Genomic DNA, 16,713 nt, shown 5'->3' on the forward strand with positions numbered 1-16,713 from the left:
ATGTTTTGTTGTTTTACTGTCCACTCTTGAATAATTACTGTCCACTTTCAGTAATATACTGTCCACATTGAGCATTTTACTGTCCACTTTTCATTTCCCTATAAAAAAAGACGGCCAATTCAACATTGGCCGCTCTCTTTATAACCTTATCTCTTTTCGTTAATTTGAGCTAAAATCTTATCTCGGAAATCTTCATAAGAAACTGTCTCTGACTTTTGCTCACCATATTTACGAACGTTAACTGCATTGTCTTCGATCTCTTTATCACCTAGAACTAGCATGTAAGGGATCTTTTTCATCTGAGCTTCACGGATCTTATAGCCCATCTTTTCATTTCTAGTATCGATTTCAACACGAACAGCATGTTTCTTCAGATCTTCTTGTAGCTTATACGCATACTCATTATGAACATCAGATACAGGAATTAGTTTCACTTGAACAGGTGCTAACCAAGTTGGGAACGCTCCGGCAAAGTGCTCAACCAAGATCCCTAGGAAACGATCGATCGAACCATAGATCGCACGGTGGATAACGACCGGACGAACCTTTTGATTGTTTTCATCTACATACGTTAGATCGAACTTTTCTGGCATTTGGAAGTCTAACTGAATTGTTGCACACTGATGACTTCTCTTCAGAGCATCTTTAATATGGAAGTCAATTTTAGGACCGTAGAACGCTCCATCTCCCTCGTTCAGGTGATAGTTCATTCCAAGATCTTCTAGAACGTTTTTCAATGCGCCTTCAGCTTGTTCCCATAAACGGTCATCACCCATAGAATCCTCTGGACGAGTTGAAAGTTCTACGGAATATTCAAATCCAAACGTGCTGTAGATTTTATCAACTAACTTAAATACGTTCTTGATCTCACTTTCGATCTGCTGTGGTGTTACAAAGATATGCGCATCATCTTGGCAGAACGTACGAACACGGATCATACCGTTTAGTGCACCACTATATTCGTGACGGTGTACTTGACCGAACTCAGCCATACGTACTGGAAGATCTCTGTATGAATGTAGTTTGTTCTTAAAGATCAGCATGTGACCTGGACAGTTCATCGGCTTCATCGCAAACTTTGTATCGTCCACTTCAGAGAAGTACATGTTTTCATGATAATGATCCCAGTGGCCCGATTGTTCCCATAGACGCTGATTCATCATAAATGGAGTACGCACTTCATCGTAATCCACTTGGCGTTGAAGTTCGCGAGAGAAATTCTCAAGCTCAGTACGAATTGTTTGACCGTTAGGAAGATAGAACGGCATTCCCGGTGCTTCTTCTGAGAACATGAATAACTCTAGTTCTTTTCCTAGTTTACGGTGATCACGTTTTTGAGCTTCCTCAATAAAGTGAAGATACTCATCAAGATCTTTTTGACTTAAGAACGCTGAACCATAAATACGTTGAAGCATTTGGTTATCGCTGTCTCCACGCCAGTATGCACCAGAGATGCTCATTAATTTATAAGCTTTGATTTTTCCTGTTGAAGGAACGTGCGGCCCTCGGCAAAGGTCAAAGAATTCACCTTGCTCATAAATCGTAATCTTTTCACCCTCTGGAAGGTCACGAATCAGTTCCAGCTTTAAGTGATCATTCAATTTTTCGTAAATCTCGAGAGCTTCTTCACGACTAACTTCTTTACGTACGATCGGAAGGTTTTCATTTACGATCTTCTTCATTTCTTTTTCGATCGCAGGCAGATCTTCTGGTGTTAAGTTATGAGACATATCTACATCATAGTAGAAGCCGTTATCGATAACTGGTCCAATCCCTAATTTCACGTCTGGGTAAAGGCGCTTAAGTGCTTGAGCTAGTAGATGGGCATTCGAGTGTCTTGTCATTTCAAGACCTTCTTTAGAATCCTGCATTACGATCTCGATCGATGCATCTTCTTCGATAGGACGTGAAAAATCAAATAATTGTCCGTTTACTTTCCCTGCAACTGCTTTTTTCTTCAAACTAGGGCTGATACTCTCTGCTACTTGTTCAGAAGTAACGCCTTTAGGAAATTCCTTGACTGATCCGTCAGGGAACTTAATTGAAATTGACGACATGTAAAACATCTCCTTTTTAGTTTGGGTTCTTCTCTGATTGAAAACAAAAAACACCCGTCCCTATAGAAGGGACGAGTGATTATCTCGTGGTTCCACCCTTGTTCCGACAACTTTTAACAAGCCAATCGGCACTCGGACAGTATAACGGACTGCGGCCGTCAGCGATTACTATAAATTTTCACCGCTGAAGTTCCAAGGTGGTAAAGCACTTTTCCGTGTTAGGAAGCTTTCAGCCTAGACTTCCCTCTCTATGAACCGTAAAAATATGCTTCGTGTCCTTATCAATACAGATTGAATGATAAAATTATACACCTATTATATGCAGTCGTTTTTCAAAAAGCAAGAGGACTCTGTAAGTTTATGACTTTTTTTTAAGATAAGACCGATGTTCTCTGTAGGACATCCTCTCAATTGGTGTAATCGTAACCTTTTCCTGAAAGATGTTCTTCACAGTATGAAGCAATGGATGATCGGTATCATAAGCATAAATCCTAGCGGAATTTGGAGAGATTCCAACTAACGGACCTAAAAGTCTTTCATCTAGATTCGTTACATTTGTTAGCCGAAGTGCCTTTTCATGGAACATCATCAATTCAGTATGAGTTAACTGGTTTTGATGTTCATCAAAAAGAAGAATCTGCTCTTGTTCAAAAATTATTACGATATCTGCTGAAGTAAATGTTCTTTGTTTCGTTAAGCACGTTCTTAATTGCTCTACGAACATTTGGTACTCTAGTTCTAGCTTGTACTCATCGATAGCACATTCAACAATCTTCAACAAAGTTGCTAAATACTCTTTCAGCCTGAATTTAATAAATGATTCAAACTCTAAAAAATCTGTCTTTGCCTCGAGAATCGATTTCCATTGACTTCGGATCAGTTCATTTAAGTCTGGCAGATGTTTGACATCAGGTATACCTTCAATCTCTCCGAGTATGATGCTTTTTGTGATAGATAAGATCTCTTTTTGTTCTGCTGAATCGGTGTAACAAAATGCTTGTTCGATCATTTCCTTCAAACAAATATCCTCTACTTTATTTCGAGTAAATTCCGTTAACACATCCAATATGAACGTTTTCCTCTGATGTATGTGCAGTTCAAGAATTTTTGAAGAAGCTTCAGATAATTTGGCAAAGGAAGGGTTTATTCTATGCTCAGCTGCCATTCTGATCATTTTCTTCAAAACAGCTATACCATCTGATGGGTGTGAAAAAGCAATCGCGACCAAATAAGTCCCCCCCATATAAAATCCTCAATAATACACTATATGGGACGAGGTCCTAAAACATGTTACTTACAAAAGAAAAAACAACCCTTTGGGTAGGGTTGTTCTTAATAAACAAATTTACGCTCGATTCTTGATAAGATAAACGCCATGCCAAGCGTTAAGATTAAGTACATTAAAGCGGCAGTCATGTATGGTTCCCACGGTCGGTAGTATTGGCCCATCATCGCTCTCGCGTAATACATCAATTCTGGGGTAGCAATAATGGAAACTAAAGATGAATCCTTTATTAGTACAATAAATTCGTTTCCTAGAGGCGGTATCATCCTTCTAGACGCTTGTGGTAGAATGACATGTTTCATAGCTTGTACATGATTCATGCCTAGAGAGCGAGCTGCTTCCATCTGCCCTTTATCGATAGATTGAATACCCGCTCTGAAGATCTCCGCAATATATGCAGCAGCGTTAAGCGAAAGAGCTAGTACGCTTGAAATGAACACGTTTGGCGGCTTCATAAAGAGCGGCATAAGTGCTGAATGAATCAACAGAATCTGAACGAGTAATGGAGTACCTCGGAAAAAACTGATATACCACATGCACGGAAGATGAATAAAAGGATTCTTCACCATTTTGCCGAGCCCAATAAATAGCCCTAATAGCGTACCAAATAGAATCGCTAAAAATGATAACTGTACCGTCACCCATGTCCCTTTTAAAAACAAAGGCATGTAATCACTGATAATCTGTAAAGAATATTCCATGTAGACCTCCTGAGAATGTTATTGTTTCAGCACATCTACATTTGGTTCTTCACCAAACCATTTTTTATAGATTTCAGCATATTTCCCATCATCGATGACTTTTTTCATCGCTTTGTTGATCTCTTCTTGATGTTCACCATCTTTAGGGAAGATGATTCCGTAAAATTCGCTATCGAAATTTTCTTTATCGCTGATTGTTACTAGTTTTTTATCTGGATTGTTCTTTTCATATTCTTGCACTACGGCGTTATCTGCTACAACAGCTTCTACTTCACCGTTTAAAAGTGCTTGTATCGCTAATACATTGTTTTCATATTTCTTTATGTTTTCACTCTTACCAAACATTTTTTCTAGTGCCTCTTGACCGGTCGTTCCGTTTTGCACACTAACCTTCATGCCCTCTAAGTCCTTTGCACTTTTAATCGACGTTCCTTCTTTCGCTAAAATCATGTTAATCGATTCAAAATATGGTGAGGAAAAATCATAACTTTTCTTACGTTCGTCATTAATCGTAATTGCCGAAATACCCGCATCAACTTCTTCATTCTGAAGAGCGATAAATAAAGGATCCCATCCTTTATTTGTTAATTCATAATCAAGCCCTGCTTCTTTCATCACGGCATCAAGCAAATCTACATCGAATCCTACAATTTTTTCACCATCTAAGGATTCAAAGGGGGCATATGCTGCATCAGTACCAACCGCCAGCTTTTCACTAGAACCAGCCCCCGATCCAGAATCAGCACTTCCGCAAGCTACAAGAAACGCAGCAGATAAACCTATTAGTCCCATTTTAAATTTTCGTTTCATTCCCATTTTTATATTTCCCCCTTTATTCTAAATATTCTTATATTATACACAAAATTTTAAATATAAGGAAAATTACGATAATTATTTTTAATACGAAAGTCACTCATTACCATTGGGATATAAAACAAAAGCCCAGTCTTGTAGTCATTTGTGTCATCTAAATTCTGCTTGTGCCTCTATGACAATCATAAAAGCTAAATCATCCATCCAAACGAACGAAAAAAGCACTCGACATAAATATGCCAAGTGCTTCACTGTTAATTTTGCATAACAAAATCTTTTTCAGCTTTTTCTTCATCTTCAAACACACGAAGTGTTTCATATTTTGTATTTCGTTGAGCAGGAATCTTACCTGCTTCACGAATCAATCGAAGTGTTAAATTCGTGTTTACTTTGTGAGTCGTTCCAGCTGCTGAAACAACGTTCTCTTCCATCATCGTGCTGCCAAAGTCATTGCAGCCATAGTGGAGAGATTTTTTACCAACTTCTGGCCCCATCGTAACCCATGAAGATTGGAAGTTAGGAATGTTATCTAGGAAGATTCGAGAGATCGCAACATTTTTGAGATATTCTCTCGGCGTTGTCTTTTCAGCCTTCATGTTCGTGTTATCTGGCTGGAACGTCCAAGAGATGAAAGCCAAAAAACAATCCGTCTCGTCTTGTGCATCACGAACACGCTGTAAATGAAGGGCACGTTCTTCGAATGTTTCTCCAAATCCAATGACCATCGTAGCAGTAGAATGCAATCCAACTTTTTTAGCTGTTTTCATACAGTCAATCCACTCTGTCCACGAGCCTTTAAGTTTGCTAATCTTCTTACGAGTGCGGTCATCTAAAATTTCTGCTCCCCCACCTGGAAGAGAATCAAGTCCAGCTTCTTTCAGTTCTCTGAGCACTTCCTCTAGAGACAGACCAGATACTTCAACCATCTTCCATACTTCTGCTGGAGAAAATGAATGCATCGTGATATCAAAGCGCTTTTTGATCTCTCTTAATAAGTCCGTATAGTAGCTGAATGGCAAGTTAGGATTTGTTCCACCTTGCATTAGAATTTCTGTACCGCCTACATCAACTGTCTCTTGAATCTTTTGGAAGATCACATCATCATCCAACACATAACCTTCACTGCTTCCTGGCGCTCTATAGAACGCGCAGAATCTGCAATATGTATCACAAAAATTTGTATAGTTTACGTTACGGCCAATTACGAATGAGGTGATCGGTTCAGGATGCCACCTTTTCATAATAATATCCGCAACTTCTCCCATGCGTTCTACTTCATCACTCTCATAAAGTTTAACGGCATCTTCTACCGATAAACGTTCGCCATCTAAAGCTTTTTGTAAAATAGATTCTATACTCATCGGTAACCTCCGAATACAATGTCTTAAGATCTTGTCTGTTCTTATCCTATCATATTTTAGTATAAGAGACAGCTTTGGGTTTTCAAGAAAAAAGCTTCTGCCCTTTAAAAGAGCAGAAACTATATTAATAATCTTCTCTGAAATTTTTATTTCCGCCCATAAAAATCGGAGTACTTAAGTGTTTGATACGCTCCATAATCCTGAGAGCCTTCAGTTCATCGAGTCCTCCTTTTTGGGAATACGATAAGTGCTGCTGCAACATATCATAATCACAGTTAGACGTATAGAGAGTAGGTAGTTTTTCCATCATTCGATATTGAAGGATAACCCCAATAATCTCATCCCTGACCCAATTCGTCATATTTTCAGCCCCAAGATCATCAAGCATAAGTACTGGAACGGTCTTTAATAGTTCCATCTTAGAGTCAAATGTTCCGTCAGAGAGTGAAGATTTCATTTCACGAAGAAATTCTGGTGTATGAATGATCAAAGAGTGAACGCCTTTTTCTGCTAAACCATTCGCGATGGCACCGAGAAGATACGTTTTACCAACGCCAAACTTCCCATAAAAGTAGATCCCTTTTGCTTGCTGACCCGAGCCTGCCATCTGGACAAATTCATAAGCCTTCGAGATCGCATTACGTCTTGTATCATCAATACTATGCTTGTACAAACGATCAAATCTCGCTTCTAGTATCTCTTTCGGTATAAAGTAACTCTTTATCAATGAAGTCATAGATTTCTTTTGCTCATCAATAATCTTTAATTCACAAGGTTTGTATCTAAGTTCTACAGTATGTCTAACTTTTGTTAGTTCAGAACGATACCCTTGCATGAGATTCGGACAGTTATCTAAACCTGGACAATTGCGGCAAGCATTCTGTTCGTTCTTAAAGGTGTAAAAACTGGACAATAATTTTTCCGCATGGACATCTGATATGTCAGGATTCTCTCTTAGAAAACGCATGACTCCTGGGTCTGTAAGCACTTCTTGTTTCATTCGCTCAAATCTTTCTTGAAACTTATCAAAACCCGGCATATTCTTAACAGATTCCTTAATAGATTCCATATTATCCCCCCTTATTTCGAACTATTTAACAAGCTTTCAAGCCACTTACGATTCTCGTCCTCTGTAGCATCAGTGTTTGAATGATCGGTTTGACTAGTGGCCACTTTATCCTGTTTAAGCCAGTCAGGAACAGTTACGTTACTCTTTTTATTACCCTTATTGTAAGAACCTGAATTTACTTTCTTTTCTTGCCATTCTTTATATTTTCGTTTTTCATCGCGTGCCAACGCCATTGCTTCTGTTACCGTTTGTGCTTTTTTTCGAGCCCAATGTGAAGCGATCCGTTCGATCAACCCTTTTGCAAGCTTCATATCATTCTCAGATAAGACATAATCTAAAAGAACATTCGTAACCCCTGGTGTTAAATTCTGATCGATCATACAGTAAGCAACAAGCTTCAAATCTACTTCTGAAGGAGTTGTACCTGAATAATCTTCTAACAAACGATAAGGTGACACTTCTTCAAAGTATTTGATAAGTTCTTCTTCTTTTGTTTGAGGTTGCATGCCATGAAGTGCCTTTAATGGAACCGGCTGCGTTTTTAATGCTAGAACTGGTAGACCTTCTTCATGTTCAAATCGATACCATTTTTGAATTTCTTTCCTTAAGCTCTCTGCAGAAATTTCTCCTGTGGAATAATATACGTTTTGAATCTGCTTACTCATATCCATCGGCTGTAACTGATAGATGTATGCCAGCTTATAGATGGCTTCCTTTAGTTTTGGAGTGAGCACCTCTTTAGGTACGATAAATGATGAGATCTGATTCACCATCGCTTCAAAATCAAAGGTAGATTCACTTAGTACAACTTTCCCATGAATGTCTTTTTCCTGTAAAGAGACATCTTTTGGAAGAACATTTTCGTTAATCTCAGCATAACTCTTTGATGACATTTCAGATGGATGCAAAGAAGTAAACACATCACTGAAAGAAGCGGTCACATCTCTATAATCTGACACATCCATTTGAGAGATATAAAAAGATTCTCTAACTTCATTAAACTTCGCTTTTCCCAATCGATTAAAGAGATATATACTTAAAAAGCCATCTGTAAAAAAAGCGTTCGGCGAAAGCGGGAGTTGAAGCTCATAAATGTACTCCCTCGAGCTATCACCGTCTTTTTTGAATGTCTTCAAAAGACCGATCGCTTCTAGCTTCTTTCTTCCCGATAAAATATCTTTTAACGAGAACTGAGTCACGTTCATGAGGTGCTGATGTTTTTGTGTCTGCCGATCCATATTTACTTCGCACCACAATGTCATGTATAAACTATGTGCAAATGCGCCAACCAACGGCTGATATAACATGGTAAGAACTTTATGATCTACTTCATGCAACATACCCTTGCACTGGACGGAATACGTATCAACGGGCACAACTTCTTGAAAATGTACCGTCATCGTTTTCACCCTTTGTTAAAAAGTCTTAAAAGTAATGTGGCCGACGGATTTTAGTATCGTCAGCCAGAGTACTTTGTTCATATAATTTATTCTGAAAAGCAAAATACGGAGTTAGATTGGAATAAAAAGAGCGTTACAGCAGTCTAAGATACGCTTTAACGCTCCTCCTTGTTAATTAGTTCTTTCAATTCCTGTATAAAAACATTAATATCTTTAAATTGACGGTATACAGAGGCAAATCTTACATATGCAACCTCATCTGTTTTAGACAGATGCTCCATCACCTGTTCACCAACAGCTGTACTCGAAACTTCAGATGCACCTGAGTTCCGCAATTCTTTTTCGATACTATCTACTATATTTTCAAGCGTTTCCAAGGGGACTGGCCTTTTTTCGCAAGCTTTAATAAGCCCTCTAAGGATCTTTTCACGGCTGAACTCTTCTCGTTCCCCGCCTTTTTTAACAATGATAAGCGGTGTTTGTTCTACCGTTTCAAATGTAGTAAATCTATAGCTGCAAGATTCACATTCCCTTCTGCGGCGAATGGATCTTCCGCTATGTACAGGTCTTGAATCAAGCACTTTTGTTCCGTTGTGCTGGCAAGTAGGACACCTCATTGTAATCATCCCCAAAAAATTTTCTGTTCTCTATCTATCTTAAAGAAAAGGGAGGAATGTGACAAGCTATTCCTACAATTTTTCAGCCATTGACGTCCCAACAAACGTTAGTTTTTCTTTTAAGATTTCATAAATATTTACAATAAGTCTTTGATTATTGCCAAAATTGAAAGGAAGAGCAGATTCTGTTGATACGTTTAAATCTACAGCAGTTCGATTCGCTTTAACTGTTACTACACTAATAACGACAAACGCACTCTTAGGCTGTCTAACTTCAAACGTTACCTCTCCCCTTTCTTCTGAAAAACCCAGCTCATGGAAATTCATGTCTTCATCTAAAATCTGTTTGATCACTTTCATTACTTCAGGTTTATTAGCTTTAAAATAATGGGTTCTAAGTCTTTCGTCCACATGCTGTTCACTCGTTTCTGCATGATTTTCCATTAGATTTTGAAGTTTTCTAAACATAGTAGTCCTCCAAAGCAATATAATTTGTATCCTATTATTCCCTATAATGAGTGAAATAAAAAAGAGGTGTGATTTCTCACACCTCACGTACATTCTGTTTTTAAATTATTGAGCAGTAACTTTTGATTTGGCAACAGAAATTGGACCCATTCCACGAGGAACTTCCAAGTTTTCGCGCTTTTTAGCGCCAAGTGCCTCCGAAATGTAATCAGCAGCTACGTTAGGATCGATTCGATCTCCACACGTATATACATCAATACTTGCATAACCATGCTCAGGAAAACTGTGAATAGTTAGATGAGATTCAGAAATAATAACAACTCCACTTACACCATGTGGAGCAAATTTATGAAAAGCAACCTCACGAATTTCTGCACCTGCTTTCAATGCAGCGTCAACGAATGTCTCTTCAATAAATTTCATGTCATTTAGTTTTTCAGAATCACAACCCCATAACTCAGCAATTACGTGTCTTCCCATTGTATCCATTAGCATAGTCCCCCTTTTAAAAATAATCATGCCTTCAAGCATGCGGTATCGAACATCTACCACGGGGGCAAGTTAGTCCAAAGAGGTCCTAACCCTTTAAGTAGCATTCAATGCCTTTGTTTGCTTTATTTGAAGTTCACGAATCATAGTATACTTCTTTTAAAATTTATTTGCAATAACTATGGGCAAATTTTTTTGCGTCAATTTTATATTGTTTTTTAAGGATAAGGATCAATTGAAACATACTAGTTCGTTTAAACGCAGAAAAGAGCTGGTGTGATATCCAGCTCTCACTCATTTATTTATTTTAACTGACTGTTTTTATGATACTGACACATTTTTTTCTTGTACCGGCATATTCAAAGCAACACTTACATGTTTCGCAAGATCTACTACTCGGCATGAATAACCCCATTCATTGTCATACCAAGCAAGGACCTTTACTTTATTACCGTCCATCACCATAGTTGATAAGCCGTCAATGATTGAAGAGTTTTCATTTCCATTATAATCAATCGATACTAGCGGCAGATCGCTGTACCCTAAGATTCCACGCATTGATCCTTCAGATGCCGATTGTAGAGCATGATTGACTTGGTCTTTAGATACAGGAGTCTTTAACTCCACAACAACGTCAACCAATGAAACGTTAGGTGTTGGAACGCGTAGTGCCATACCATTCAGTTTGCCTTCTAAGTGAGGCAAGACTTTTGCAATAGCTTTTGCAGCACCTGTAGAAGTTGGAATAATAGAAGTGCCACATGCACGTGCACGTCTTAAGTCTTTATGTGGGTTATCAATATTTTTCTGGTCATTCGTATACGCATGTACAGTCGTCATCATTCCGGACTGTACCCCGAACTGATCATCAAGCACTTTAATCACAGGGGCTAAACAGTTCGTTGTGCACGATGCATTAGAGATAATATGGTGTTTCGAAGAAATGTAATCGCTATCATTTACTCCCATAACAATTGTAATGTCTTCATCTTTCCCTGGAGCAGTGATAATTACTTTCTTTGCACCTGCTTCAATATGAAGACCAGCAGATTCTTGTGAAACAAATTTCCCAGTTGCTTCTATAACAATATCAACGCCTAACGTTCCCCAAGGAAGTTCACGAGGATCGCGAGAGTTAACTAATTGAACTTTTTTTCCATCAACAAAAAGGGCATCTTCTCCAGCAACAACTTCTCCCGGGTACGTCCCATGTATAGAATCGTACTTAACCATATGAGCAAGAGTCTCTGCAGGATAGCTGGCATTAACAGCTACAACCTCAAATTCATCGTTCTCCATCATTTTGCGGAAGACCATTCTTCCGATTCTCCCCAAGCCATTAATTGCAATTTTTGCTTTCATGAAGCTGCTCCTTCCAATGTGTTATACTCTTTCTTGTATCTATCTGTAATTAGTATATCATATTAACACTTGAAAAGAACATACTTTTATTTAATTTAGGCTGAAAAAGGGCTTATATAGATAAAAACAGACCTGAAATGGTTATCAGGTCTGTTTTTTTGTTTGTTTTAGCAAGGAAAGAACATCATTTTCTAATGCAGAAAGAGATCCATTATTGTTGATTACTACATCTGCTAATTCCTTTTTTTCTGTGATCGGCATCTGGGAATGGATTCTAGACTTCGCTTGCTTCTCAGAAAAATGATCACGATTTATCAATCTTTGAAGTTGTATTTCGGGCGTTGCATATACTAACCACGTTTGATCTACCATATGTGTAAGCTTACTCTCAAATAAAAGTGGTATATCCATAACCACTATAGACTCTCCTGAACGTAGATAATCATCTGCTTGCTGTCTCATTTCCTTTCTAACAGCAGGATGAACAATCTCGTTTAGCATCGTCCTCTTTTCAGTATCGTTAAAAATAATCTCTCCTAATCCTGCTCTGTTTATTGTCTTGTCATCATTTACTATCTGTTCACCAAAGCAGGCAACGATCTTCTCATACGCTTCTTTCTCTGGCATAACAACTTCTCTAGAAATGATATCAGCATCGACTACAGGAATTCCTTGAGCTCTGATGATGTTACTGACTGTTGATTTTCCCGTTGCAATGCCTCCAGTTAATCCAATAATCACAAGTTATCCTCCAGTGTTACATTTTTAATAATCCCATTACAATCAACAAAACGCCTGGCAGAATGGATAATCCCTTCATCCAGTTTGTTTTGTTAAAAAGATATAATCCTAAAACCATACCACCCCATAAGAATAAAGCGCTCATCACCGCAATTGTAATGGTTGTTAATGAAGGAGACAAGTCGATGAGTGCTGCACCTATTCCCGCTCCAAAGGCATCAAGCGATAATGCTATTCCAAGCAGTACAGCTTCTAAGCCCGTAATTGAACCAGACTTATCGATATCTGCCATAACTGGTTTCTTAAGTATGTGTATGACGATTCCCAACGACTTAATTTCAAAAAGCACAATGTTCTTAGGTTCTTTTTCCATGCACTCAACGTTTTCTTTCTCTGGTAAGAAAACCTGCCATAGAGAGTAGATTCCGATTCCGAGAAGAATCACGCCTCCCAATATCTCACCTGTTTTAGGTGAAATAAATTGTTCTAACGTAAATCCAAGCAACATCGAAAGTAAAAAGGTAACAGCTGAACAAATTGCGATGATCATAATGGAGCGAAAAGGAATTTTAATGGATTTCATTCCATACGTTAATCCGGCTCCAAAACTGTCCAGGCTGACGGCTAGTGCCAGTAAAACAAATGAGTAAGCCACCATTGTTCCTGTACTCCTTTCAGTTAACGGTAAACGTAGTATATGAAAGGAGTACAGAAATGGTTTATTTTTGACAAGTCTTACAGATGTGAGTTCCTCTACCCGCTACAACTAATCGTTCGATCTCAGTACCACACACACGGCATGCTTCATTTTTTCTGCCATAAACAAATAATTTCAGCTGAAAACCGCCTGTCTCACCCACTGCGTTCGTATAGGAACGGATTGAGCTTCCTCCGTGCTTCACAGACTCAGAAAGGATTTCAGTAATCGCTGTTTTCAACTTCTTTAACCGAGGTAGAGTTAGAGAATTAGCTGGTGTCTCTGGATGGATTCCTGCCTGAAACAGTACTTCATCTACATAAATGTTGCCTAAACCAGCCAGAAGAGTCTGATCAAGCAATACCGATTTTATGTTACGTTTCCGATTAGCAAACAGCTTTTTTAGTAGAGCGGCTGTTAAGGAATCCGAAAGTGGTTCTACACCTAAAGTTTTTAACGGAGCATGACTCCCCTCTGTTCCTTTTGGATACAGATGCATCGTCCCAAATTTTCTCACATCTCGATATCTTAGTTCAGTTCCATCAGAAAACTGAAAAATAACGTGAGTATGCTTATCAGCTGGCTCATCGCTTTGATTCAAGCCATATTTCCCTTCCATCCTAAGGTGAGACACCAATACATCTTCATCAAGATGAAATATTATAAATTTCCCTCTTCGATACGCATTTTGAAAGGTTTGACCTTTCAACTTCAAGATGAATTCTTCAGTACCTGGATGTTTAATAATATTTTCCCAGTATATTTTTACATCTGTAATCATTTTTCCTGGTAGGAATTGATTCAGTGTGTTTTTAACATTTTCGACTTCTGGTAACTCAGGCATCCTTTCACCAACCTTATTAGAAAAACAGCACCCTGGATCTATAGGATGCTGTTTCTTTATTATTTTGCTTCGAACCAGGAATCTCCCCAGTTCACATCTACTTTTAAAGGTACATCAAGTTCTACTGCTGATTCCATTACTTCACAAACGATTTCTTCAAGTTTTTGCAGCTCATTTTCTGGTACTTCAAAAATAAGTTCATCATGTACAGTGAGCAGCATTTTAGCTTCAAGTTTCTCGTCAGTTAACCGCTGATCCATATCGACCATCGCTTTTTTAATGATATCTGCAGCAGTTCCTTGAATCGGCGTATTCATAGCTGTTCTCTCCGCGAAACTACGCAGGTTAAAGTTTCTGCTATTAATTTCAGGCAGATAACGTCGTCTATGAAGCAGAGTTGAAACAAAACCATTATGTTTTGCCTCAGAAACGCTGTCCTTCATGTACTGCTGGACACCAGGAAAACTATCCAAATAGGACGCTATAAATTCTCCAGCTTCTTTCCTCGTGATACCTAGGCTTTGTGATAGGCCATAATCACTAATTCCGTATACAATACCAAAGTTAACGGCTTTAGCGTGCCTTCTCATTTCAGATGTAACTTCACTCTCTTCCACATGAAAAACATCCATGGCCGTTTTCGTATGAACATCCATCTCCAACTTAAAAGCTTCCATCAAGTTTTCATCCTGAGAGATATGAGCCAATACGCGCAGTTCGATCTGCGAATAATCAGCGGCAAGAATCTTCCAGCCAGGCTGTGATGCAACGAAGGCATGTCTGATTTTTCTTCCTGCTTCTAAACGAATAGGGATGTTTTGAAGATTAGGATCGATAGAACTCAGTCTTCCTGTTTGAGCAAGTACCTGATTGAAGCGTGTATGAATCTTACCCGTATCTTCTTTAACTACTTTTAACAGACCTTCAATATAAGTAGACCTTAACTTACCAAGTTGACGATAGATAAGAATCTTGTTAATGATCTCATGCTTGCCTTCTAATTTCTCTAATACATCAACAGAAGTCGAGTAACCTGTCTTAGTTTTCTTAACAGGCGGCAGGTTCAACTTCTCAAATAATATTTCTCCTAGTTGTTTAGGCGAGTTAATATTGAAGGATACTCCAGCTAGTTCGTGAATGTCTTTTTCAAGTGTTGTTAACTGTATATCTAGGTCAGCACCCATTTTTTGAAGTGTGTCTGATTTTACTTTAACGCCGAACTCTTCCATCTTAGCTAAAACGAGAGCTAATGGCATCTCTAACTGATAGAACAGATCACTCTGTTCATTTTCTTTTAACTTCTCATCCAAAAGGTCGCTCAATTGAAAGACAGTATGAGCTTTTCTACAGAGGTGCTCAGCGAGGACAGCTTCATCTTCTGGCAGCTTCTTCTTAGCACCTTTTCCGTATACAGCCTCGTTTACGTCTACATTAGATTTGCCATACTGCTTCGCAACATCTGCTACTTCATCTAACGATTCAGAAGGATTTAGCAGATATGAAGCGAGTTGAATATCAAAATCGATTCCGTTCAACACGATTCCTTGCCCATGAAAGGCAACATGAGCTCTCTTGGCATCAAACATTCTCTTCTTTTGATTGTCGTCTTGCAGCCATTCCTGAAATTCTTCTGATTGATCTGCAAGACTTGAAGGAATATAAAATGTTCCAGCATCATTACTTACAGCGAAACCATGAATTTTAGCTTTATGATAATCTTCAGTAAGCGTTTCTACAATAAGGGATGAAGGGCTTTTTAACATATCAGCCTCGATTTTGGTTACCGTTTTAAAGTTAAGCTCTTCTTTTTCTTCATCCTGAAGAATTTCTTCATCGCCACCCAATCGTTCGAGCAATGAATTAAATCCTAATTCTTTGAAAAGAGGAAAAACAGAAGACGTTTCATAACCCTCGTAATCCGTCTCATCTAGACCGATTTTAATAGGAGCTTCCTTCGTTATCGTAGCAAGCTCTTTACTCATAATGGCTTGTTCTTTGTTCTCTGTTAATCTCTCTTTAAGCTTAGCACCTGAGATTTCATCAATTGAATCTAGAACTTTTTCGATCGTTCCATATTGTTTGATCAATTTGATCGCAGTCTTTTCTCCGACCCCAGGTACTCCTGGAATATTGTCAGAAGGGTCTCCCATGAGCCCCTTCATATCAATGATTTGGTGCGGCGTAATTCCGTACCGCTCATTCACTTGTTCAACGGTATATGCCTCAACCTCAGTGATTCCTTTTCTTGTCAACACCACTTCAACATCAGGAGTAACAAGTTGAAGTAAGTCTTTATCACCGGTGAACACTTTTACATCCCAGTTCCCATCGGCAGCATAAGAAGCAAGTGTTCCAATAATGTCATCTGCTTCATAATTTTCAAGCTCATACCGTTTGATTTTAAATGCATCTAACAACTGTCTGATAAAAGGAAACTGCTCTGACAATTCGGGTGGCGTTTTCTGACGACCACCTTTATATTCACCAAATGTCTTATGTCGGAATGTCGTTTTCCCTGCATCAAAAGCGACGAGGATATGAGTAGGCTTTTCATCTTCTAAAATTTTCAGAAGCATCTGAGTAAACCCGTATACTGCGTTTGTATAAATACCTTTATCGTTGTTTAAAAGTGGTAGAGCAAAAAAAGCTCTATATGCAATACTATTTCCATCAATAAGTACTAATTTGTTTGTTTTTGCCAAGTCCGTAACCTCCTGAGGACATTTCTTCTATCATCTATTGTATCACGATGACAACCAGAAACAAAAAAGTAGGAATAGAAGAGTTCTTGGCCATAAAAAAGGCGAGA

15 protein-coding genes and 1 other annotated feature are annotated in these 16,713 nt (G+C 38.5%); all 15 genes read right to left on the reverse strand.

The window, feature by feature from the left end:
- Window positions 1-146: 146 nt before the first annotated feature.
- On the reverse strand, window positions 147-2,057 hold the full coding sequence (gene thrS / locus IHV10_RS15540) for a threonine--tRNA ligase (protein WP_197131501.1): 1,911 nt from the start codon (window positions 2,055-2,057) through the stop codon (window positions 147-149).
- A gap of 64 nt (window positions 2,058-2,121) precedes the next feature.
- Window positions 2,122-2,351 (reverse strand) — a binding site (T-box leader).
- A 64-nt stretch (window positions 2,352-2,415) separates the two neighbouring features.
- Window positions 2,416-3,285 (reverse strand): sporulation protein YtxC, encoded by an 870-nt coding sequence (gene ytxC, locus IHV10_RS15545; RefSeq protein ID WP_197131503.1) that lies wholly within the window; start codon window positions 3,283-3,285, stop codon window positions 2,416-2,418.
- A 104-nt stretch (window positions 3,286-3,389) separates the two neighbouring features.
- Window positions 3,390-4,043 carry an amino acid ABC transporter permease gene (locus IHV10_RS15550; RefSeq protein WP_197131504.1) on the reverse strand — a complete coding sequence of 218 codons (654 nt, stop codon included), beginning with the start codon at window positions 4,041-4,043 and terminating at the stop codon, window positions 3,390-3,392.
- Between the two features lie 18 nt (window positions 4,044-4,061).
- Window positions 4,062-4,853 carry a basic amino acid ABC transporter substrate-binding protein gene (locus IHV10_RS15555; protein WP_197132116.1) on the reverse strand — a complete coding sequence of 264 codons (792 nt, stop codon included), beginning with the start codon at window positions 4,851-4,853 and terminating at the stop codon, window positions 4,062-4,064.
- Between the two features lie 257 nt (window positions 4,854-5,110).
- Complete coding sequence (gene mqnC, locus IHV10_RS15560; protein ID WP_197131506.1) at window positions 5,111-6,217, reverse strand: cyclic dehypoxanthinyl futalosine synthase; 1,107 nt, start codon at window positions 6,215-6,217, stop codon at window positions 5,111-5,113.
- A 124-nt stretch (window positions 6,218-6,341) separates the two neighbouring features.
- Complete coding sequence (gene dnaI / locus IHV10_RS15565) at window positions 6,342-7,286, reverse strand: primosomal protein DnaI (RefSeq protein WP_197131508.1); 945 nt, start codon at window positions 7,284-7,286, stop codon at window positions 6,342-6,344.
- 11 nt (window positions 7,287-7,297) lie between these two features.
- Window positions 7,298-8,686: a replication initiation and membrane attachment family protein gene (locus tag IHV10_RS15570; protein WP_197131510.1), complete on the reverse strand. Its 1,389-nt coding sequence runs from the start codon at window positions 8,684-8,686 to the stop codon at window positions 7,298-7,300.
- Window positions 8,687-8,841: 155 nt separating this feature from the next.
- Window positions 8,842-9,303, reverse strand: a complete 462-nt coding sequence (gene nrdR / locus IHV10_RS15575; protein ID WP_066396742.1) for a transcriptional regulator NrdR — start codon at window positions 9,301-9,303, stop codon at window positions 8,842-8,844.
- A 72-nt stretch (window positions 9,304-9,375) separates the two neighbouring features.
- On the reverse strand, window positions 9,376-9,771 hold the full coding sequence (locus IHV10_RS15580; protein WP_197131512.1) for a cytosolic protein: 396 nt from the start codon (window positions 9,769-9,771) through the stop codon (window positions 9,376-9,378).
- Between the two features lie 105 nt (window positions 9,772-9,876).
- Entirely contained in the window at window positions 9,877-10,260 is a 384-nt protein-coding gene (speD, locus tag IHV10_RS15585; protein ID WP_066396744.1) for an adenosylmethionine decarboxylase, read from the reverse strand.
- A gap of 321 nt (window positions 10,261-10,581) precedes the next feature.
- Entirely contained in the window at window positions 10,582-11,622 is a 1,041-nt protein-coding gene (locus IHV10_RS15590) for a glyceraldehyde-3-phosphate dehydrogenase (RefSeq protein WP_197131514.1), read from the reverse strand.
- A gap of 144 nt (window positions 11,623-11,766) precedes the next feature.
- Entirely contained in the window at window positions 11,767-12,363 is a 597-nt protein-coding gene (coaE, locus tag IHV10_RS15595) for a dephospho-CoA kinase (protein WP_197131517.1), read from the reverse strand.
- Window positions 12,364-12,379: 16 nt separating this feature from the next.
- Window positions 12,380-13,021, reverse strand: a complete 642-nt coding sequence (gene ytaF / locus IHV10_RS15600) for a sporulation membrane protein YtaF (protein ID WP_197131520.1) — start codon at window positions 13,019-13,021, stop codon at window positions 12,380-12,382.
- A gap of 61 nt (window positions 13,022-13,082) precedes the next feature.
- Window positions 13,083-13,904, reverse strand: coding sequence for a DNA-formamidopyrimidine glycosylase (gene mutM / locus IHV10_RS15605; protein ID WP_197131523.1), 822 nt, complete (start codon window positions 13,902-13,904; stop codon window positions 13,083-13,085).
- A gap of 59 nt (window positions 13,905-13,963) precedes the next feature.
- Complete coding sequence (gene polA / locus IHV10_RS15610) at window positions 13,964-16,606, reverse strand: DNA polymerase I (RefSeq protein ID WP_197131526.1); 2,643 nt, start codon at window positions 16,604-16,606, stop codon at window positions 13,964-13,966.
- Window positions 16,607-16,713 lie beyond the last annotated feature (107 nt).

Origin of the sequence: Fictibacillus sp. 5RED26, assembly GCF_015903895.1 — a bacterium.
GTDB lineage: Bacteria > Bacillota > Bacilli > Bacillales > Fictibacillaceae > Fictibacillus > Fictibacillus phosphorivorans.